Source organism: Devosia equisanguinis (genome assembly GCF_900631955.1).
Lineage (GTDB): Bacteria > Pseudomonadota > Alphaproteobacteria > Rhizobiales > Devosiaceae > Devosia > Devosia equisanguinis.
The window spans coordinates 106,665-127,759 of the sequence record NZ_UZWD01000038.1 but is presented as its reverse complement, the minus strand read 5'-3'; the positions used below and the strand labels follow the sequence as shown (position 1 = coordinate 127,759).

The window sequence follows — 21,095 nt, the reverse complement described above, 5'->3', positions numbered from 1 at the left end:
CGCGTTCAGGGCCGCACAGTCTTGCGCCACACCACCTGCGTCGGCAGCACGACCGGCTGTCCGGGCTCGGCATCTTCCTTCTCCACGATGGCGACGATGTGGTCGGCGATCTCGGACAGCGGCTGGCGGAACGTGGTGAGCTCGTAACCGAGCCATCCGGCTTCGGGGATGTCGTCGAAGCCTATAACGCAGAGATCCTCTGGGATGTTCATGCGGAATTCGAGCCGCGCCGTATCCATGAACCCCAGCGCCAAGAGGTCGGTGACGCAAAACACGCCATCCGGGCGGCGCGAGGTGGCCAGCACCTGCCGCGCGCTGTCCACGCCGGTCTGATAGCCGGTCGGCCCGGCACGTGAGACGCTGACCTCCAGGCCATGCTCGGCGGCCGCCTCGACAAAAGTCTTTTCGCGCATTTCCAGGCCGGGCGTGCCTGCTGTGGAATTGATCACGGCGACGCGGCGGCAACCGGCGCGCTTCAGCATCAGGCAGGCCTCAAGGGCCGGGGTTCTATTCTCGACCGAAATGAATTCCGGCCCTTTGATCGGGTCGGCGCGGTTGATGAGAATGACGCGTTGGCCGTTTTCGAGACAGGTCTTGACCAGCGATGCCGGCGGCGTCCCGGAAATGACTACGGTGGCATCGGCGCGATAGTTGAGCGTCTGCCGCAATGCCGCTTCAACGCCTTCCGCTTCGCCCGAGGTGTTGAGCACCATCACCACCTTACCGATGGCCTGCAGCCGTCGCGTGATGATTTCGACGATGGAAGCCTGGAAGGGGGCCTGCATGCCGGCCACGATAAGGCAGACAATTCCGGTGCGATGCCAGAGCAGGCCGCGCGCAAGGTGATTTACGTGATATCCCAACTGGTCGGCCGCCGCGAGCACCTTGGCCCTCGTCTCTGGCGATACGCTCGCGCCATCTGTGAAGGCTCTTGAGACCGCAGAGCGCGACACGCCGGCAAGCTCGGCGACCTTGTCGGCGCTGACAGAGGCCTTGCGCGGCTTCGTCTTGACCTTGGACATCTGTGCTCCTCCTCAGGGCGCTGTGCTTGTTGCACAGTTTTGCTGCAAACCTGTTACCGTTTCCTGCCGACGCACCGCACCGCCGCCTCAAAAGCCTCGGAAATCCGCAGCTTCGATGCAATTTATGCCGGCTGATCGCCACCGCTGTCATAACCCAGGGCGAGCTTGTTGCAAAGCTGTGCAATGCGTGTAATGCTCTCCTTTGGCTGAAGCCGTCTGCTTGGAGAGGGGTAGGGTTTTGGAATCCACCATAGGTTTGGTTGATCTGCTGGGCGCGGCCGCGTTGCTGCTCTGGGGTCTGCGCATGATCAAGACCGGCGTGCTGAGGGCCTATGGGACAGTGCTCCGCCAGCGTCTGGGACGAAGCACAGCCAACCGATTCATGGCGGCGTTCTGGGGGTTCCTGGTGACCCTGGGCCTGCAATCAAGCACGGCGACAGCGGTAATCATTGCCTCGTTCACTGCCCGTGACATTATTCGCCCCCGCATGGCCCAGGCCATGATGCTGGGCGCCAATTTCGGCACCGCCGTGGTCGCGCTCGTCCTATCGGCCGATATTCATTGGGTCGGCAGTGCGCTGCTCTTCTGCGGCGTCATGCTGTTTAATCTCTCGCAGGGAAGCCGCAACCGCAATCTCGGGCGCGCGATTATCGGGCTTGGACTGATGCTGCTCGCGCTGCAACTCTTGGGGGGCGTAACCGCGCCGTTGCGCGAATCCGAGACTCTCATCACTGTCCTTGCTGCCTTGGGCGAGGCGCCGGTCTTTGCCGTTATTCTTTCGGCCGGGCTGGCGGTCATGGCGTCGTCTTCGCTCGCCGTCGTGGTTCTGGTCATGATGCTGGCAGCCGCTGGCGTCGTCGGACCGGAACTGGCGCTATGGCTGGTCGCTGGCGCCAATTTGGGCGGGGCCATACCCCCTTACCTGGCAGTGCGTTCCGAGGGGCTGCCGGCCCGCCGCCTGACCCTTGCAAATCTGCTGGTGCGCAGCAGTGGTGCCATGGTGGTGCTGATTTTTGCTGCGCCATTGGCCGAACTGTTGTCGCGCTGGTTTACTGATCCTGCGGCCTTCGTCGCCGCCGCGCATCTGGGATTCAGCGCGGTTCTGCTCCTCGTGTTTCTGCCTCTCCTTGGGCCGGTCACGAAGCTGGCGGAACTCCTGCTGCCGGCGCGTGCCGACGCCGACGGCGAAGCACAAACCTATCTCGACGAGGGACTCATGTCGTCACCCGACATGGCCATTGCCGTGGCTGCGCGGGAAACCCTGCGTATGGGCGACCTCATCGGTTCTATGCTCGATCAGACGCAGCGCTCTCTGCGTGATGGCGACGAGGCGACCTATGCTCTGGTATCGCGCCAGGAAGAAGAGGTGGACCGGCTGCACGAGGCCATCAAGCTCTATGTCGCGCGCATCAGCCGCCTCGATCTCGAAGAAGACGATGCCCGCCGCGCTAGCGAGGTGATTTCCTACGCCATTAATCTTGAGCATGTTGGGGACATCATCAAGCGAGGCCTCGCCGAGATCGCCGCCAAAAAGGCACGTAAGAAACTTTCTTTGTCCCCAGAGGGACTGGCAGAAATCTCCGAATTTTTCCAGTACACGCGGGACAATCTGCAGCTGGCGCAGGCCATTTTTATGTCACGTGATCCTGATATTGCCAAGCGACTGCTCGCCCAGAAAATCGAAATCCGCAGGCTTGAGGCACGGTCTGCCGGCTTGCACATGGCACGCATGCGTGCCGGACGGACGGAGAGCGTCGAGACCAGTTCGATTCATCTGGACCTGCTGCGCGACCTCAAGCGCGTCAATGCACATCTCGCGTCAGTAGCCTATCCTATCCTCGAGGAAATTGGCCTGCTTGACGAAAGTCGGCTGCGTAGCGCCAAGGGTGATTAGTCGCCTCTACCCCTACCACTCCACCCCTCTCCGGCACGGCCGAACTACGCGCCTCATATGCCAAGACAAAAGTTCGCTGCATCGTAGCGGAATTTTTATTCCACCACCCATCAGTTTTGGAATTTGTCTGTTGCAATGCAGTGCAAGTTGAGCTCAACTTTTGATCGTGAACAGCCGTGCAAGGCGCGGCCGAAAACAATATGGGGCGCACCCACGGACCGCAGGGCGTTTCGCCGCGAGCGGTGATTTTCGGAGGAGGGAAGCTGTGAACACAAATCTCAAACGAGCCCTGCTGCTGTCTGCCGCGGCCGGCTTGATGGCCGGTCCGGCAATGGCCCAAACGGTGGACGAATTGCTCGCTGCCGCCAAGAACGAGCCGCCGATCACCGTCTATGACAGCACCGGCAAGATCGTCGACATGGCCGCCAATTTCGAGGCCAAGTACGGGCTCAAGGCCGTGGGCCAGAAAGTTTCGGCCAATAGTCAGCTGGAGATGATCATCCGGGAGAGCCAGGCCAACAATGTCCAGGGTGACGTGGCGCTGATCACCGATGCACCGGCGGTCATGGCGCAACTGCTGCCGAATGGCTTTGTCGAAAGCTGGCTGCCGGCCGATTTGGCTGACAAGATCGCGCCGGGCTTCCAGAACCCGCTGGCCATTTCCACCAATGCCAATGTGTGGGCCTACAACACAGAGGTCTATGAGAGCTGCCCCGTCACCAACATTTGGCAGCTGACCTTGCCGGAGTGGCGCGCCAAGGTGGCCTTCGTCGATCCTTTGACCAAGGGCACCTATACCGACTGGTTCAACCAGATGGAGATGCATGGCGATGCCGCCGTGGCCACCGCCTATAAGGAACAGTTCGGTAGCGATCTCGATACCAGTTCTGAAAGTGCTACAAAACAGTGGTTGAAGGCCTTCGCCGCCAATGCGCCGCTGGTGGTGGATGGCGACGATCCGGTGTCAGAAGCGGTCGGCGCTCCGGGGCAGGCGGCTCCTTTCTTCGGGATGCTGAGTTCGGCCAAGTTCCGCGACAATGCCGACAAGGACTATAAGCTCGGCCTCTGCGCCGAGATGACGCCATGGGCTGGCTGGACCTATACCAAGCTGGGCTTGATTGCGACGGGCACGGACAGCCCTAACGCTGCCCGCCTTTTCGTCCACTATATCCTCACCGAGGAAGGCATCGCGCCTCAGGTTGCCGACGGCAAGATATCGACCAATTCCGACGTCAAGATCCCCGACGAAGAGCCATCGGGGCTCGCCGATCATCTCGACGCACTCTTCCCCTACGATGCCACGACCGGTCTAGACGACTGGGAGACCCGCCAGGACTGGCAGGATTTCTGGACCATCAACTACCGCAAATAGCCAAGTATTGGCGGCCCTGAAACATGGGCCGCTACCGCCGCCGACCATCCTGGCGATGATTAACCTGGACCCAATATGACCCTGCCTATCAATCTCTCGCCGCACCAGCGCGCAGAATTGTCCACGCGCCTGATGCAGGTTGCCAAGGACGCGGCGTTTCTTGTCGGCCCTTCGCTTCGCGCCGCGTTCCGTTCGACCATGGCGGTGGACTACAAGGTCGATCTCCACGACATCGTCACCATCCACGACAAGCAGAGCGAGATCGCGATTCGCGACTACATCCTGGCCGCCGAACCTGACTCCACCCTCCTGGGCGAAGAGGGGGGCAGTGTCGGGACGGGGCGGGTGCATTGGTATGTCGATCCGATCGACGGCACCTCGAATTTCGCGCGCGGCCTGGCCTTCTGGTGCGTTTCCATCGGCGCCATGGTCGATGACGAAATCGTCGCCGGCGTTGTCTATGATCCAATCGCGGAGCAGCTGTTCTCTGCTGATCTGGAGGGCGCCTGGCTCAATGACCGGCCGCTAAGGTCGCAGGCCGCCCTCGACGAAAGCCACGCAACCCTGATCACCGGCTATCCAGTGGCGCGTGATTTCCGCCTCGATGGCAAGGATGCTGCCCTCGAGCGTTTCGGAACCCTGGTGGAAACCTTCTCGACCCTGCGTCGTCCAGGCAGTGCCGCGCTGACACTGGCTCATGTCGCTGCCGGATGGTCCGACGCCGCAGTCGGCTTTGGCGTCAATCCGTGGGATGTCACTGCGGCTATGCTGATCCTCAGGAATGCCGGCGGCACCTACAGGCCGCTCACCCTCGGCAAAGTTGGCGTCGATGCTCCTGCAAACCAATGCCCCGGGTATGTGGCTACCGGCGCGGGCGCTCACTATCCGACCCTGGACCGCGTGGCCGACAGCATCGACATGAGCCGCAAAGCCGCTCGCCGTTAGTTCGGTCGCTACCCGTCTTCCAAGGCGCGCAGCTCGTCAGCGTCTGGACAAATTTGCTAAGCTGAGCGATTTTGGGAGCGCTGCACAGAACGACCCGCATCCTTGGGGGTAGCAAAACCGATCCAATGTCTCTGGTGACCCCGACTGGATTCGAACCAGTGGCCTCAGGATTAGGAATCCTGCGCTCTATCCTGCTGAGCTACGGGGCCGACCGCGTTCGACCTAGCAGCGGCAGGGGTGATTTTCAAGCTGTACCGGCGCTCAGGGCTGTTTTAACCAGGTGCCATGACACACCTTCCAGATATCGTGCTCTATCCCCACCCGGCTCTTTCCAAGGCGGCCATGCCTCGTCCAGTGGACGACGAAATGCGCAGCGTCGGGGCGGCACTCCTGGACGTTGCCCGGTCAGTTAACGCCCATGGCCTAGCCGCCGCCCATATTGGCCGCAATGAGCCGCTGGTGGTTGTGAGCTTCGGCCCGCTCGAAACGCGCGACTATCGACTGTTATTCAATCCCGAAATCGTGGCCATAGATGGGGAAAATTCTCCGGGAGCAGAGGGTTCGGTATCCTTGCCGGGGATCGAGGTGGACATTGCGCGGCCCACAGGGGTGAGGTTGCGCTATGACAATGGCGATGGCGAAAGCACAGAACTAGCGCTGACCGGCTTCGCGTCACGGGTGGCACAGCACGAAATCGATCAAATGAAAGGCATTTTCTTTCTGGACAAGCTCTCCCGCCTGAAGCGCGATGCTGCGCTGCGCCGCTATGGAAAACGCGCACGACTGGGGAATTTGAGCGGGCAGGGCGGTTGATCCAGTGCTCTCGGTCCGGTAAACGGAGCCGGAACGAAAAGGAATTGCAATGCGCGCGGAAATTGAAAAAGCCGTTGCCGAAATCGAGCAGGTTCTGACCCTGCTGAGGAGGCATCTTTGACTGGGATACAGCTGAACTCCGTCTCGATGCGCTAACGGCGCAAACTGAATCTCCCGACTTCTGGAACGACCCGCAGAAGGCCCGCGTCACCATGCGCGAGCGCGATGACCTCGACGTGGCGGTGAAAACCGTGCGCGAGCTCGAAAACGGTATTCGTGACAATATCGAGTTGATTGAACTGGGCGAAGCCGAGGGCGACGCCGAGGTGATCACCGAAGCCGAAAACGCTCTGCTTGAACTCAAGCAGGTGGCCAGGCGCACCCAGATCGAAACGCTGCTTTCCGGCGAAGTCGATACCAATGATTGCTACGTGGAAATCCACTCTGGTGCCGGCGGCACGGAGAGCCAGGACTGGGCCAACATGCTGCTGCGCATGTACACCCGTTGGGCTGAACGCCGGAAAATGAAAGTCGAAGTGCTTGAAATGCACGACGGCGAAGAAGCCGGCATCAAGTCCGCGACCATCCTGGTCAAGGGCCACAATGCATATGGCTGGCTCAAGACCGAAAGTGGTGTGCATCGGCTGGTGCGCATCAGCCCGTACGATTCTGCCGCCCGCCGCCATACGAGCTTTTCAAGCTGCTGGGTTTATCCGGTGGTCGATGACAGCATCGACATCGAAATCCGCGATGCGGATCTGAAGGTCGATACTTACCGCTCCTCGGGGGCGGGCGGCCAGCACGTCAACACCACGGACTCGGCCATCCGCATTACCCACATTCCGTCAGGCATTATCGTTGCCTGTCAGCAGGAGCGCAGCCAGCACAAGAACCGGGCTACGGCCATGGCCATGCTGAAATCGCGCCTCTACGAAATGGAATTGCAAAAGCGCGAAGAGGCCGCCAATGCCCAGTCGGCCAGCAAGACCGATATCGGGTGGGGCCATCAGATCCGCTCCTATGTCCTGCAGCCCTACCAGATGGTCAAGGACTTGCGCACAGGCGTGGAAAGCAGCCAGCCTGCCGCTATTCTGGATGGCGACATCGACGAGTTCATGGAGGCTGCCTTGGCGCAACGCGTCGGCGTCGCGACCGACGTCGTCTCCGACGAAGCCTGATAAAGCAAACACCCGGCCATCGTGCCGGGCGTTTCACTTTCGGCGCTGCTGCACGCGGCGCGCGCCTAGTCCACCATTGCCATCAGCCGCTTGCCGGCATCCATGAACGGCGAGGGGTCGATGGCCTGATCATCGCGGCGCACTTCCAGATGCAGGTGGGGCCCGGTAGAGCGGCCCGTGGAGCCGACTTTGGCGATGGGCGTGCCGGCCTGAACTGCCTGACCCTCCTTGGTCAGAAAGGCGCTGAGATGGGCGTAGCGGGTCATCAAGCCGTTGGCATGGCTGACCTCGATGACATTGCCATAGCCCGATTTGGTGCCAACAAAACTCACCACGCCCGCTGCCGCACTCAACACCGTGGTGCCGGAAGGCGCCGCCCAGTCCAGCCCGGCATGGAAGGCGCGCCCGCCGGTAAACGGATCGGTCCGATTGCCGAAGCCAGAGCTTCTCCGAAAATTGCCGGCAATCGGCATATGGACTGGCACGGAATCAAGGCTATCGCGCGCCACCTTGTAGCGTAGCAGCGCATCCATGACCGCATTGGCGTCTTCGATCATCGGCGATGCATCCGCACCGTCGACGGCATCGAGCAGCGGGCCGCCAACGCCGTTGAGGCCGGCTTCCGGCAACTGCAGGCGAATGCCCAGCTTGCCCAATTCTGATGAAATGCCTTCAGTGCGCTGGTTGGCCGCGGTGGCAATGCCGGTCATCGCCATCTGCGTCTCTTCCATCATCTGAGCGACGGCTTGTGCCGTCGCCGGCACGTCGGGATTGCCAGCGGCGCCAATGGTCATCTGCGGTTTCGGCACGGATGCATCGGGCTTGACCGCGGCAATGCCGAGCTGATCGGCTTTCTCCACCAGGACGCGGACCAGTTGATGCTGTTCCAGCAATACGTCCTGCTGCTGCGCCAACTCCTGCAATTGCAGGTTGATGTCGCCCGCCTGGGCATAGCTGCGGGAATGCAGCCGGTCGATTTCGACCCGCATCTGCGCCAACCGGTCCTCATAGGCCGAGACCACGAGATTGTTCTGCCCGCTCATCAGCCGGGCGATGTCGGGCGCCATGAGGAGGCCAGTTGCGGTTAGGGCATTGGTGCCAAGCAGCGCCGCAAACAGTCCATAGAACAGGGCAGGATGGATCCCCTTGCGCGCAAGTGCCGCGCCTTTAGTCTCGCTTCTGCGATAGCCGGACGCTTGCAACACGCCGCACCCCCAAAACCAGCCCCTTATGGTTAGGGAAATATAACCGGCGATGGTTAAGAAAGCCGAAAACCGTCAGCGGGACCCGCCCTTACGGGCTTTTCCCGCCCCGCCCGACAGGACGCCATCGAGCGCTTCCAGCATCTTGGCAGCGTGGCCCTTGATGCGCGTGGCCCGTACGATGGCGGCAACCCGGCCATCGGCACCGATAATGAAACTGGTGCGAACAAGCCCCATGAATTCCCGGCCATAGAGCTTTTTGAGCTGCCACAGCCCGAAACCTGCAATGGCCTTGTGCTCGGGATCGGCCACCAGCGGAACGGTCAAGCCATATTTGGCGCGGAACTTTCGATGTTTGTCGAGATCATCAGGCGAAATGCCGATCAGCGCCGCATCGCGGTTGGCAAAGTCTGCCGCCAGTTCGGAGAATTCGCGGTTCTCGTCGGTGCATCCGCCCGAGTCGTCCTCGGGATAAAAGAAGATCACGACCGGCTGGCCGCGCAAGGCGCTGAGGGTCACCGTGCTACCGTCGTCGCGCGGCAGTGTGAAGTCTGGTGCGATATCGCCGATCTTGAGCTGGGTCATGAGGCTTTCCTAGGCAGCACTCTAATGCAATAGAGGGTGTTGGCGCCACATTCCAGCCGGTATCATCTCGCAATGGACCGCAATGGGCGGTTGATTCTGAAGGGCGATGGGGGAAACGGCTGACCCTCGATCTGGCGGCAAGTGAACGAAGCGACCATTTCAACAGATCAGCCCAATCCCAAGCCAAAGGCCGGCAATCGTCGCCCCTTGCGCCGCGTTTCAAAAATTGCGGTCTGGGTGCTCGGCGTGCCTGCCGCGCTGCTGATCCTGCTCTATGTCGTGCTGCTGATTACCCCGGTGCGCCTGCCGTTTACCGGCCAGGCGGTTCGCGGATTTGTCCAAGGGTTTATTCCGCCCACCTCCAGCATCGAGATGGGCGACATGGCACTGGCGCTGGAAAGCGGCATTTGGCCAGTCATTCAGTTCTCACCGGTCGTCCTCACTGACAGCAAATCCGGCGCCCGTGTCGCAATGGCGGCGCTCGAAGTCGGCTTTTCGCCGGCCCGCGCCCTGCTTGGGCAGCCCGGGGCAACCGTGACAGTGGTCGAGCCGCACATCCAGATGGTTCAGGATCTCTACGGCCCACGCCTCTCAACGTTCGAAATGGTCGATAGTCCTGATGGTGGCACGCCCACGCTCCGCGTGTTGGAGGGCGAAGACGCCTTTCCCACCATAGCCATCTCTCCGGAGGGTATCGGATCGGCGCCTGGCAAACCCGTGCCCATGCGATCGGATAATGACTGGCTGATCTACAATCTTGAAGCCAGCGAAGTGGCGATCAACGACCTCGTCGCGCAGATCGAACAGGGCAAGTTCTCGCGTCTCATGGTCCGAGGCGGCATCATCGACATGTCGGACACGGTCTATAGTCTGCATCGACGCTTCGAAAATGTCTCGCTCGAGATTGGCCCGGCTACGGGGGCCAAAGCTATTCACGGCGAGTTTGGCGCGCTGATCGGCGGGCGCACCGTCTACGGCACTATAGATCGCGGTGTCGCCGATGACGGTTCATCACGTCTCCAGGTCGATATTACCAATCTCGATTTCGCGGCCTTCCTGCCTTTCATAGACGATGCCGAAAGCATGGCGGCGATGCGGGGTGCGGGGGCTGTTTCGCTGGACGTGGCCTTCAGTCCAGCCGGTGGCAAGCTGGTGGATGGGACCATGAAGGTTGATCTGACAGGGTTGGACCTGCGGATCGGTCAAGATTATTTCCCGGTCGCCAGTTCCATCCTCGAAATCAACTGGCTGCCCGCTGAAGGCCAGTTCAAGCTCGCCGAAGGCGCCTTGCAGATCGGGCAGAGCTCGGCCCGAATTTCCGGCACATTTGCCTTGGGGCTGGATCGCACTTATGGACCGACCATTGGCATTGCTCTTAACGCGCGAGACGTTATCATCCATCCAAACGACATGAACGCGCCAGCCCAACCATTTGACTTCATGGATTTTTCTGGTTGGTCAGCCCCCTTATATGGCGCCCTCGGCATCGACAGATTCGTGGCTCGAAAAGGCGATGCGGTTGTCGAAACCACTGGCCGCATCGACATGTTGCTGGCGGGGCTGGGCGTCAAGATGGAGGTAGCCGGGCAGGGGGTAAGTGCTGACGATCTCAAACGGCTCTGGCCTTATGTGATGGGCAAGGAAAGCCGCGACTGGTTCGTTGCCAACGTTACCGAGGGCGTGGTCAAGACGTCGCGCATGCAGTTCCGATTCCCAGTTGGCTCCATGGCCCTTGAAGGTGAGGACAAGCCCATCCCCAAGGGCGGTATGCATGTGGAGATCGTCGGCGAAAACGTCGCCATCAAAGCCACCGAAACCATGGCACCGATTGTCATCGACGGCGAAACGCGCCTCGTGGTCGACGACGCCAATGTGACCATTGCAGGTGGCGGCGGCGTGATTGACACGGCCGACGGCGCCATCACCGTCCGCAATCCTGCTTTGGTGATGGACAATGCCAATCCCGACGAACGCATCGTCGAAATCTCGGGCGATCTATCCGCACCCATTCCTGCGCTCTTGGACTTGATCAAAGAGCAACAGCCGGATGCCTTGGCAAATGCCGAACTGCCGGTTGATCTTGCAGCACTCGAAGGCTCGGTCGATCTCGGTCTCGTCGCCACCATCGTATTGGCCGACGAGAAAACCGGCCGCGCCATGGACCTCGACTATGTCATCAATGGCAGCGTCAATGATTTCGCCAGTACCCAGCCCATTGAGGGCCGCAAGATCGGCAATGGCCAGTTGGCATTCTCCGCCTCGCAGGATGGTTACCAGTTGGGTGGAAATGCCGAGATAGACGGCATGAAGGCAGAGCTCTCCATTGAAGGCACACCGACCACTGAACCGGTCTTCCGGCTGGGCTCGACCGTGGCCGTTGCCGACCTTGCGGCATTGGGCTTCGATGTTTCCCAGTTCGTCAGCGGCCGGGTGCGCTTCGTCGCGCAACCCATGGCCAATGGCGCCCTCAGCATGCTGGTCGATCTGCGCGATGCCGGTCTCGCCATCAAGGATTTGGGCATCAACAAAGCCGTGGGCACGCCCGGCAGCCTCACGGCGACCATCAAGCCCGAAGGCGATACCACAAAGCTCGAAGACATCGCTTTGTCCTTTGGCACCGTGTCGCTGGCCGGCGGGCTTGAATACCACGCGACCAAGGGGCTGGTCTCAGCCGATTTCTCGACCTTTGCCCTCAGTACTGGAGATCGTGCCCAGGTCGCAGTCGCACCCATCGAGGGCGGCTATCAGGTGCGCATTCGTGGCCAACAGCTCGATCTCAAGCCGATGTTGAGCCAATTCTTCAGTCTCGGGCAGGGTAGCGGCGGCGTGCAGTCGACGCAGTTCACCCAGACCATTGCCCTCGATGTCAAACTGGACCGGGCCGTTGGCTACTACGCAACCACCGCCTTCAATGTCGACCTCAACCTGCTTCTTGCTGGGTCGGACCTGCGCCGCGCTGCACTAACGGCCCAGTTCGGCGAGGGCAATGCCGTCTCCGTCACCACGAACCCGGCGCCAAATGGCCGCACCATGAGCGTCGCCTTCAACGACGCCGGAACCATCCTGCGCCTGCTCGGGGTTTATTCGCAGCTGGCCGGCGGCTCGGGCAGCCTCGTGCTCACCACAGATCGCACCCAGGATGTCGAAGCAGGCCAACTGGTCATGCGTGATTTTGCCATCGTCGATGAAAAGAACGTGGTTCAGGTCCTCGGAAATCACTCCGATTCTCGCGCGGCCATCTCGGCCAGCAATCGCCTCGACTTCGATGCCGCGCAGGTCGATTTCCTGCGCCGCAAGGACCGGGTTGAGGTGACCAATGCGCTGCTGTCGGGTGATACCGTGGGCGGCACTATGCGTGGGTTCATCTACACCGATCGCCGCCAATATGATCTGGCGGGCACCTATGTGCCGCTCTACGGCCTCAACAACGCCTTCCAGCAAATTCCGCTGCTCGGGCCGCTGCTCGGTGGTCGTGCCGGCGAGGGCCTGCTTGGAGTGACGTTTGCCGTGCAAGGGCCCCTCGACAACCCGCAGTTCCGCATCAATCCGCTGTCGGCTCTCGTGCCAGGAGCGTTCCGCGAGCTCTTCGAATTCCGCTCGCGTGAATTGCCGCGATAAAAAAGGCGCCGCACCCAATGGTGCGACGCCCTTTCAAACGTCAATGTGTTCGGACGATCAGATCGGCTTGATCAGCGCGTGGCGCTTCTTGCCGACGGACAGCTTGATAACGCCTTCCGTCAGCAGGGCGTTTTCGCCAAGGCTGAGCTTGTCATCCTCGACGCTCTCATCGTTGACCTTCACCGCGCCAGAGGCCACATGGCGGCGCGCCTCGCCATTCGAAGCGGCAAGGCCGACCTTGACCAAGGCATTGAGGATACCGATGCCGGAATTCAGTTCGGCATGGGTCACCTCGGCGGTCGGCAGTGACAGATCGATGGCCCCGGCCTCGAACGTCGCCAATGCCGTCGCGGCGGCCTGAATGGCGGCATCACGGCCATGCACGATAGCCGTCACTTCGGTCGCCAGGATTTTCTTGGCTTCGTTGATTTCGCTACCACCCAAGGCGCCGATGCGCTCGATCTCGGAGATCGGCAGTCGGGTGAAGATCTTAAGGAACTTCACCACGTCGGCGTCTTCAGTGTTCCGGAAATACTGCCAGAAGTCATAGGGGCTGAAGAGGTCGCCATTGAGCCAGACGGCGCCAGAGGCGGACTTGCCCATCTTCTCGCCACTCGACTTGGTCAGCAGCGGCGTGGTCAGCGCATAAAGCTGCGGCCCGCCCATGCGATGGGAGAGATCGACACCGTTGATGATGTTGCCCCACTGATCAGAACCGCCCATCTGCAGCACTGTGCCATAGCGCCGGTTGAGCTCGACGAAGTCGTAGCCCTGCATGATCATGTAGTTGAATTCGAGGAAGCTCAGTGACTGCTCGCGATCAAGGCGCAGCTTCACCGAGTCGAAGCTCAGCATGCGGTTGACCGAGAAATGGCGGCCGACATCGCGCAGAAATTCGACATAGTTGAGCTTCAACAACCAGTCGGCATTATTCACCATCATGGCAGGGTTGGAACCGCCATAATTGAGAATGTTGCCGTAGACCCGCTTGATGCTCTCGATATTGGTGGCGATCTGCTCGACCGTCAGCAGTTTTCGCTGATCGTCGCGGAAGGACGGGTCACCCACCATGGAAGTGCCGCCGCCCATCAGGCTGATGGCCTGGTGCCCGGTTTCCTGCAGCCAATAGAGCATGGTAACGGTAATCAGGTTACCGATATGGATCGACGTCGCTGTCGCGTCATAACCGACATAGCCGGTGATCTTGCTCGTTGCCGCGAGCTGATCCAGCCCTTCTGGATCGGAAATCTGGTGAATGAAGCCGCGCTCGTCGAGCACGCGCAGGAAGTCGGATTTGAACTTGGTCATTTTGAACCACTGAAGCCTGGTGAGACCTCATGGCGAGCCTGTCGAACCATGAGATCGTTTTGTTTGGAACCTCGCCCCTGGACAGGCTCAGGGCGGGGTTCCTCCAATCGGTCGCTTCAATGCGCCACTAACTCAGCGCCCGCCGCCGTCCGCGATTTCCTGACGACGACGGTCGAGATACTCGGCACAGTTGGCCGTCAATTCGTCGATCTTGCCTTCGAAGAAGTGGTTTGCCCCTTCCACGACCTGCTGTTCGATGGTGATACCCTTCTGTGTCTTGAGCTTGTCGACCAGCTTCTGCACCGAACTCGGCGGCGCGACGCGGTCCTTGTCACCATGGATGATCAGGCCGGAAGACGGGCAGGGGGCAAGGAAGGAGAAATCGTAGAGGTTTTCCGGCGGCGCGATGGAGATGAACCCTTCCACTTCCGGACGGCGCATGAGCAGCTGCATGCCGATCCAGGCGCCGAAGGAGAAGCCCGCAATCCAGCACCCTCGCGATTCGCGGTTGATGATTTGGAGCCAGTCCAGCGCCGCCGCTGCGTCGGAAAGCTCGCCGATGCCGTGGTCGAACACGCCCTGGCTGCGGCCGACACCGCGCGAATTGAAGCGCAGCACCGAAAAGCCGCGTTCCGCGAACATGTAGAACAGATTGTAGACGATCTGATTGTTCATCGTCCCACCGAACTGCGGATGCGGATGCAGCACGATCGCGATCGGTGCATTCGGCTCCTTGCCCGGCTGATAGCGGCCTTCCAGGCGCCCTTCCGGGCCGTTGAAAATCACTTCTGGCATAGGTTTGTTTCCGGCCTTCTCGGCTGTGTCACAACGGTCGTTCCGGGCCCTGGAAAGCTGACCGCGCGGCTTGACTAAGCGCGGGGGGCTCCCTAAAACATGGGTCCGAAAAACCAGTTTAGAATTGTTCAAAACGCGGTTTTGGCCACGGATCGGCCATTTGGAGCGCCCCTTGTAATGAAGTTGGGCCTCGAATTTCAAGAAGTGTTTGGTTTTGATGGGGTTCGAACCCCGCAAGCCGCACATGAGAGGTATGAAGGGTGCGCATGCGCCCGGATAACGCGATGAGCAAAGCTGCGGTCTATCTCGATCACAATGCTTCATCCCCGCTTCGGCCAGAAGCGCGGGAGGCGTTGCTTGCTGCGCTCGAGCTCAATGGCAATCCGTCGTCCGTCCATGGGCATGGTCGGGCGTTGCGGGACCGGATCGAGACCGGCCGACAGCAGGTGGCGCGCCTTTGTGGCGCCGAGACGCGCCAACTCGTCTTCACCGGTTCAGCCACCGAGGCGATCACCCAGGCAATCGTCGGTGGCGCCAAAGCATTTGCACCCGATGCCATTGTGGTCAGCGGCGGCGAGCACGCAGCCGTACTGAAGGCTGCAGAGGCAACCGGCCTTGACATATGGACTATCGGGCTTCAGGCCGATGGCCGCCTTGATTTGGATCAACTGGTTGCCGCGCTTGCTCGTGCTGACGCCGAAGGCATTACACTCTTGGTCGCGCTGCATTGGGTCAATAATGAAACTGGTGTCGTCCAGCCGATGGCGCGGGTAAATGCCCTTGTCGGCCCTACGCGCCATAGCCTCTTCGTCGACGCGGTACAGGCGCTCGCCAAGCTGCCGTTGGACTTTGCCGCTTCTGCACCAGACATGATGGCGATCAGCGCCCACAAGATCGGTGGCCCTGCAGGCATAGGCGGCCTTTTGGTCAAGGGCCATGCCGACACTGTCAGGTTGATTCCGGGCGGCGGGCAGGAGCAAGGCCGCCGCGGCGGCACCGAGTCTGCTGCGCTCATTGCTGCCTTTGGCGCCGCTGCCGCTGCCGCGAGCTATAATGCTGACGCCATGCGCGCCCTCGCCGACACCGTCGAGACCGGCTTGCGGACCATGGCGCCGGATGTGGTGATCTTTGGCCAATCAGCCGAACGGATCGGCAATGTCGTCAACTTCGCCGTGCCCGGCCTCGGCAATGCCACCGCCATGATGGCACTGGACCTGATGGGGCTCTCGGTGTCCTCAGGCTCGGCCTGCTCGTCGGGCAAGGTCGGCGCCAGCCACGTCCTGGCGGCCATGGGCGTCGACAAGGCGCTTGCCGGATGTGCCCTGCGGGTCAGCTTCGGCTGGAATTCACGCGTCGAGGATGCCGAGGCATTTCTCGATGGTTTCGAAACGCTCCTTTCCCGCCGGAAGCGGGGAGGGCAGGCGGCCTAGCCGCCCAAAAGTCTATCGTTCGCGGCGGCCTTGACCCGCCGAGGGACAAAAAGGAGAAGCCGAATGGCGGACTACGATATTCCGACCCTCAAGGAAGAGATCGACCGGGAAACGGTCGAACAGGTGCTGGCGCTCGACGTCGACAAATACAAGTACGGCTTCGAGACCGACATCGAATCCGATGTGCTGCCGCCCGGCCTGACCGAGGATACCGTCCGTTTCATTTCCGCCAAGAAGCAGGAACCGGAATGGATGCTGGAATGGCGCCTGGACGCGTTCCGCCGCTGGCAGACGCTCGAAGAACCGAACTGGGCAAAAGTCCACTATCCCAAGATCGACTACCAGGCGATCAGCTACTACGCGGCGCCCAAGTCGGTGACTGGTCCGAAGAGCCTGGATGAAGTCGATCCGGAACTGCTCAAGACCTATGCCAAGCTCGGCATTCCGCTAAAGGAACAGGCGATCCTCGCCGGTGTGCAGGGCGCGGGCGAGCCGACCGGTACGCCGTTCGGCGCCGGCGTGGCCGTCGACGCCGTGTTCGACTCGGTATCTGTCGTCACCACCTTCCGCGAAGAACTGGCCAAGGTCGGCATCATTTTCTGCTCGATTTCCGAGGCGGTGCGTGAGCACCCGGAACTGGTGCAGAAATATCTCGGCACCGTTGTCCCGGTCTCCGACAATTATTACGCCACGCTCAATTCCGCCGTCTTCACCGATGGGTCTTTTGTCTACATCCCCAAGGGCGTCCGTTGCCCCATGGAATTGTCGACCTATTTCCGCATCAACGAAAAGAACACCGGCCAGTTCGAGCGCACGCTGATCATCGCCGACGATGACAGCTATGTCTCCTACCTGGAAGGCTGCACGGCTCCGAGCCGTGACGAAAACCAGCTTCATGCTGCCGTCGTCGAACTGGTGGCGCTCGATAATGCCGAAATCAAATATTCCACCGTCCAGAACTGGTATCCGGGCGATAAGGACGGCAAGGGCGGCATCTACAATTTCGTCACCAAGCGCGGGGATTGCCGCGGCGTCAATTCGCACATTTCCTGGACGCAGGTGGAAACCGGCTCGGCCATCACCTGGAAATATCCGAGCTGCATCCTGCGCGGCGATGGTTCGCGCGGCGAGTTCTATTCGATCGCCATCTCGAACGGCTATCAGCAGGTCGATAGCGGCACCAAGATGATCCATCTGGGCAAGAACACGTCCAGCCGTATCATCTCCAAGGGCATCGCCGCCGGTTTCTCGGACAATACCTATCGCGGTCAGGTCTCGGCGCATGCCAAGGCGAAGAATGCCCGCAATTTCACCCAGTGTGACTCGCTGCTGATCGGCGACAAATGCGGTGCCCACACGGTGCCCTATATCGAGAGCCGCAACGGCACGGCCGTGTTTGAGCACGAGGCCACGACCTCGAAAATCTCCGATGACCAGATGTTCTACTGCATGCAGCGCGGTCTCTCGGAAGAGGATGCCGTCGCCCTGATCGTCAATGGCTTCGTCCGCGACGTGCTTCAGCACCTGCCGATGGAATTCATGGTCGAAACTCAGAAGCTGATTGCCATCAGCCTCGAAGGCAGCGTCGGCTAAACCTGTAACAGATCAATTTCCGGGTGGCGCGACACGCGACCCCGGCCTTGGAGAAAAAAGATGACCACTCCCGTTCTTGAAATCCGCAATCTGCATGCCCGTATCGAGGACCGCGAAATCCTCAAGGGTGTAAACCTCATCATTCCGCCCGGCGAAGTCCATGCCATCATGGGCCGCAACGGCTCGGGCAAGTCGACGCTATCCTATGTCCTCGCAGGCAAAGAAGATTATGAAGTCACCGAGGGCGAAATCCTGCTCAACGGCGAAAACATCCTCGAAATGGAGCCCGACGAACGCGCCGCAGCGGGCCTCTTCCTCGCCTTCCAGTACCCGATCGAAATTCCGGGCGTCGCGACCATGACCTTCCTCAAGGCCGCTATCAACGCCCAGCGCAAGGCGCGCGGCGAAGATGAGCTCAAGACCCCGGACTTCATGCGTCTGGTCAAGGAAGCCGGTGCCCAGCTCAACGTCGACAGCGACATGCTGAAGCGTCCGCTCAATGTCGGTTTCTCCGGCGGTGAGAAAAAGCGTGCCGAAATCATGCAAATGGCGCTGCTCAAGCCCTCGCTCGCCGTCCTCGACGAAACCGATTCCGGCCTCGACATCGACGCCCTGCAGGTCGTCTCCAAGGGCGTCAACGCCCTGCGTGATGGTAAGCGCTCCATGCTGGTCATCACCCATTACCAACGTCTGCTGAACCACATCGTGCCTGACGTGGTGCATGTCTTCTCGGATGGCCGGATCGTCGAGAGCGGTGACAAGGACCTGGCGCTCAAGCTCGAAGCCGAGGGCTATGCCAATTACGGTGGTGAGGCAGCATAATGCGTCCAAACTTTCCCGTAAGGCTCGGCTCCGCCGAAGAGACCCTCATTGCTCAGCTCAAGGCTGTCGGCGCTGATCAGGTCGCCGAACGCATCACCGTGGCCGGCCTGCCGACCCGTCGTGTCGAGGCCTATCACTACACCGATTTGAAGACCCTGCTGCGCGCCGTTCCAGCGCTTGGCCAACCGGCCAACGAAGCCAGCGCTCCGGCGCTACGGGTGCCGGGCGCCTTCAATCTGATGATCGCCAATGGCGTGATCCAGAACGCCTCCACGGCTCCCGCAGGCGTTATCGTCGGCCAGGCCCATGGTGGCGTTTTGACCACGCGCGACGACGTCATCGTCAATATCGGCAATGCTTTGGCCAAGACCGCGCTCACCCTCACGCTTGAGGGTAGCGTCGATCCGGTCATTCAGATCGAGCGCCGCATCGAAGGCGAAGCTGCCCACGTGGCCGATGCGCTCAAGGTGTTCGTCGCCGATGGTGCATCCGCCACTATTCTCGAGACCTTTTCCGGCTCCGATGCTGCCCATGTCGGCAACCATGCCAGCTATATCGCCCTAGGCAAGAATGCTGTGCTGACCCATATCACGCTGGATCTCAGCGCCTCTGGCGTCAGCCACTTTGCCACCAACGAGTATCATCTCGCCGATGGTGCCAAGCTGCGCACGCTGATCATCCATGCCGGCGCCAACCTCGCCCGCACCCAGCTGTTCCCGACGCTGGGCGATGCCGATGCTCACGCTGATATCACCGGGCTCAACCTCGTCTCGGATGGGCAGCACGCCGATATCACCATGGAAACGACGCACGCCGTTCCGCATACCTCCTCGCAGCCGCTGTTTAAGTCCATCACCCGTGGCCGCTCCAAGTCCGTCATTCAGGGCAAGCTGATCGTCGCTCGCGACGCTCAGAAGACTGATGCAAAGTTCATGCATCAGGGTCTGATGCTGTCGGATGACGCGGAGATCCTCTCCAAGCCGGAACTGGAAATCTATGCCGACGACGTCGTCTGCGGCCATGGCTCCACCTGCGGCAAGCTGGACGAAGACAGCCTGTTCTACCTCTTGAGCCGCGGCATTCCCAAGGCTGAGGCCGAGACCATGCTGGTCCGTGGCTTCATCGCCGAACTGCTCGACCCGGTGGAAGACGAAGCCCTCAACGAAGCCCTGCAAGGCGTCGTCGACGGGTGGTTGCTGGGACAGTAAGCGGCCGGAGCTTCGGCTCCATTGCATCCCTCCCCTCAAGGGGGAGGGGAGACCAGAGGGCCACTCCGGTGGATGATTGATGACCTTCGACCTCGAAAAAATCCGCGCCGATTTTCCCATCCTGTCTGAGCAGATTCATGGCCATCGCCTGGTCTATCTCGATAGCGGCGCGTCGGCGCAGAAGCCGGTGCAGGTCCTCGACCGGATGGACCATGCCTTCCGGCATGAATATGCCAATGTCCATCGTGGCTTGCACACGCTGGCCAACCGCGCCACCGAGGGCTACGAGGCCGGTCGCGAGAGCGCTCGCCGCTTTCTCAATGCCGCTCGGATCGAGGAGATCATTTTCACCAAGTCGGCGACCGAGGCAATTAATCTGGTCGCGTCCTCCTTCGGCGGGCCCCGCATTGCCGAGGGTGACGAGATCGTGCTCACCATCATGGAGCACCACTCCAATATCGTGCCCTGGCATTTCCACCGCGAACGCAAGGGCGCGGTGATCAAGTGGGTGGATGTGCGCGACGATGGTAGTCTCGATCTCGATGCTTTCGAGGCGTCTCTGAGCGACAGGACGCGTATCGTGGCGGTTACACATATGTCCAACGTGCTGGGAACCATCAATCCGATCAAGGACATGATCGCGATGGCGCATGCACGCGGCATTCCGGTTTTGGTCGATGGCTCACAGGGGGCAGTCCACACCAAGGTGGATGTGCAGGATCTCGATGCAGATTTCTACATCATGACCGGCCACAAGCTCTATGGCCCCACCGGCATCGGAGTGCTCTATGGCAAGTACGATCTTCTCGCCGACATGCAGCCCTATCAGGGCGGCGGGGAGATGATCGAAGCCGTTACGCTTGAGGGCGTCACCTATAACGAGCCGCCGCATCGCTTCGAGGCCGGCACGCCCCCCATTGTGCAGGCCATGGGCCTCGGAGCCGCGCTCGACTACATGGAAGGCCTTGGCCGCGACGCCATTGCCGCCCATGAACATGACGTGGCCGAATATGCGCATGAGCGGCTCAGTCGCATCAATTCACTGCGCATGATCGGTACAGCGCCCGGAAAGGGCGGCATTTTCTCCTTCGAGATCGCCGGGGCCCACGCCCACGACGTCGCCACCATTCTCGATCGCTACGGTATCGCTGTTCGGGCTGGTACCCATTGCGCCCAGCCGCTGCTTAAGCGCTTCGGCGTGACCTCTACCTGCCGCGCGTCCTTGGCCCTATATAGTGGCAAGGACGATGTGGACGCGCTGGTCGACGGCATCGAGCGCGCCCAGAAATTTTTCGCCTGAGGAAGGCACA

16 protein-coding genes and 1 tRNA gene are annotated in these 21,095 nt (G+C 60.8%); 11 read left to right on the top strand and 6 right to left on the bottom strand.

What is annotated here, in order from left to right:
• Nucleotides 1–5: 5 nt before the first annotated feature.
• On the bottom strand, nt 6–1,022 hold the full coding sequence (locus tag DEVEQU_RS15510) for a LacI family DNA-binding transcriptional regulator (RefSeq protein WP_126151503.1): 1,017 nt from the start codon (nt 1,020–1,022) through the stop codon (nt 6–8).
• A gap of 238 nt (nt 1,023–1,260) precedes the next feature.
• On the opposite strand from DEVEQU_RS15510, the gene DEVEQU_RS15505 reads away from it, so the two are divergent.
• The 3 genes from DEVEQU_RS15505 (at nt 1,261) to DEVEQU_RS15495 (ending at nt 5,233) form a co-directional block, all read left to right on the top strand.
• On the top strand, nt 1,261–2,916 hold the full coding sequence (locus DEVEQU_RS15505) for a Na/Pi cotransporter family protein (RefSeq protein ID WP_126151502.1): 1,656 nt from the start codon (nt 1,261–1,263) through the stop codon (nt 2,914–2,916).
• 316 nt (nt 2,917–3,232) lie between these two features.
• On the top strand, nt 3,233–4,288 hold the full coding sequence (locus DEVEQU_RS15500) for an ABC transporter substrate-binding protein (RefSeq protein WP_126151699.1): 1,056 nt from the start codon (nt 3,233–3,235) through the stop codon (nt 4,286–4,288).
• Nucleotides 4,289–4,363: 75 nt separating this feature from the next.
• Nucleotides 4,364–5,233, top strand: a complete 870-nt coding sequence (locus DEVEQU_RS15495; RefSeq protein ID WP_223214254.1) for an inositol monophosphatase family protein — start codon at nt 4,364–4,366, stop codon at nt 5,231–5,233.
• A 132-nt stretch (nt 5,234–5,365) separates the two neighbouring features.
• Here DEVEQU_RS15495 and DEVEQU_RS15490 read toward each other — a convergent pair.
• Nucleotides 5,366–5,442, bottom strand: a tRNA-Arg gene (locus DEVEQU_RS15490).
• Nucleotides 5,443–5,518: 76 nt separating this feature from the next.
• On the opposite strand from DEVEQU_RS15490, the gene DEVEQU_RS15485 reads away from it, so the two are divergent.
• Together DEVEQU_RS15485 and prfB are read left to right on the top strand one after the other, a co-directional pair.
• The gene (locus DEVEQU_RS15485) at nt 5,519–6,046 is read left to right on the top strand and encodes a peptide deformylase (protein WP_126151501.1); all 528 of its coding nucleotides are present in this window, start codon (nt 5,519–5,521) and stop codon (nt 6,044–6,046) included.
• 49 nt (nt 6,047–6,095) lie between these two features.
• A protein-coding gene (gene prfB / locus DEVEQU_RS15480) for a peptide chain release factor 2 (RefSeq protein ID WP_126151500.1) occupies nt 6,096–7,224 on the top strand; the annotation gives its coding sequence in 2 pieces (ribosomal slippage) (nt 6,096–6,164 and nt 6,166–7,224; 1,128 coding nt in all).
• 65 nt (nt 7,225–7,289) lie between these two features.
• Here the strand turns inward: prfB and DEVEQU_RS15475 are convergent.
• Together DEVEQU_RS15475 and DEVEQU_RS15470 are read right to left on the bottom strand one after the other, a co-directional pair.
• Nucleotides 7,290–8,429: a M23 family metallopeptidase gene (locus DEVEQU_RS15475; protein WP_126151499.1), complete on the bottom strand. Its 1,140-nt coding sequence runs from the start codon at nt 8,427–8,429 to the stop codon at nt 7,290–7,292.
• A 72-nt stretch (nt 8,430–8,501) separates the two neighbouring features.
• A complete protein-coding gene (locus tag DEVEQU_RS15470) occupies nt 8,502–9,011 on the bottom strand; it encodes a peroxiredoxin (protein ID WP_126151498.1) in 510 nt (169 codons plus the stop codon).
• A gap of 141 nt (nt 9,012–9,152) precedes the next feature.
• On the opposite strand from DEVEQU_RS15470, the gene DEVEQU_RS15465 reads away from it, so the two are divergent.
• Entirely contained in the window at nt 9,153–12,629 is a 3,477-nt protein-coding gene (locus DEVEQU_RS15465; protein WP_126151497.1) for an AsmA-like C-terminal domain-containing protein, read from the top strand.
• Between the two features lie 57 nt (nt 12,630–12,686).
• Here DEVEQU_RS15465 and tyrS read toward each other — a convergent pair whose 3' ends face one another.
• Both tyrS and DEVEQU_RS15455 read right to left on the bottom strand, forming a co-directional pair.
• Nucleotides 12,687–13,937: a tyrosine--tRNA ligase gene (gene tyrS / locus DEVEQU_RS15460; protein WP_126151496.1), complete on the bottom strand. Its 1,251-nt coding sequence runs from the start codon at nt 13,935–13,937 to the stop codon at nt 12,687–12,689.
• 132 nt (nt 13,938–14,069) lie between these two features.
• The gene (locus DEVEQU_RS15455) at nt 14,070–14,732 is read right to left on the bottom strand and encodes an alpha/beta hydrolase (protein ID WP_126151697.1); all 663 of its coding nucleotides are present in this window, start codon (nt 14,730–14,732) and stop codon (nt 14,070–14,072) included.
• Between the two features lie 284 nt (nt 14,733–15,016).
• Between DEVEQU_RS15455 and DEVEQU_RS15450 the strand changes: the two genes are divergently transcribed.
• From DEVEQU_RS15450 to DEVEQU_RS15430, 5 genes are all read left to right on the top strand, one after another.
• Nucleotides 15,017–16,162 (top strand): cysteine desulfurase family protein, encoded by a 1,146-nt coding sequence (locus DEVEQU_RS15450; protein ID WP_126151495.1) that lies wholly within the window; start codon nt 15,017–15,019, stop codon nt 16,160–16,162.
• A gap of 63 nt (nt 16,163–16,225) precedes the next feature.
• Nucleotides 16,226–17,755: a Fe-S cluster assembly protein SufB gene (gene sufB, locus DEVEQU_RS15445; protein WP_126151494.1), complete on the top strand. Its 1,530-nt coding sequence runs from the start codon at nt 16,226–16,228 to the stop codon at nt 17,753–17,755.
• Nucleotides 17,756–17,815: 60 nt separating this feature from the next.
• Nucleotides 17,816–18,577: a Fe-S cluster assembly ATPase SufC gene (gene sufC / locus DEVEQU_RS15440; RefSeq protein ID WP_126151493.1), complete on the top strand. Its 762-nt coding sequence runs from the start codon at nt 17,816–17,818 to the stop codon at nt 18,575–18,577.
• Nucleotides 18,577–19,785, top strand: a complete 1,209-nt coding sequence (gene sufD / locus DEVEQU_RS15435; protein ID WP_126151492.1) for a Fe-S cluster assembly protein SufD — start codon at nt 18,577–18,579, stop codon at nt 19,783–19,785. The genes sufC and sufD overlap by 1 nt, the downstream gene beginning before the upstream one ends.
• Before the next feature lie 79 nt (nt 19,786–19,864).
• Nucleotides 19,865–21,085, top strand: coding sequence for a cysteine desulfurase (locus DEVEQU_RS15430; RefSeq protein ID WP_126151491.1), 1,221 nt, complete (start codon nt 19,865–19,867; stop codon nt 21,083–21,085).
• Nucleotides 21,086–21,095: the final 10 nt, after the last annotated feature.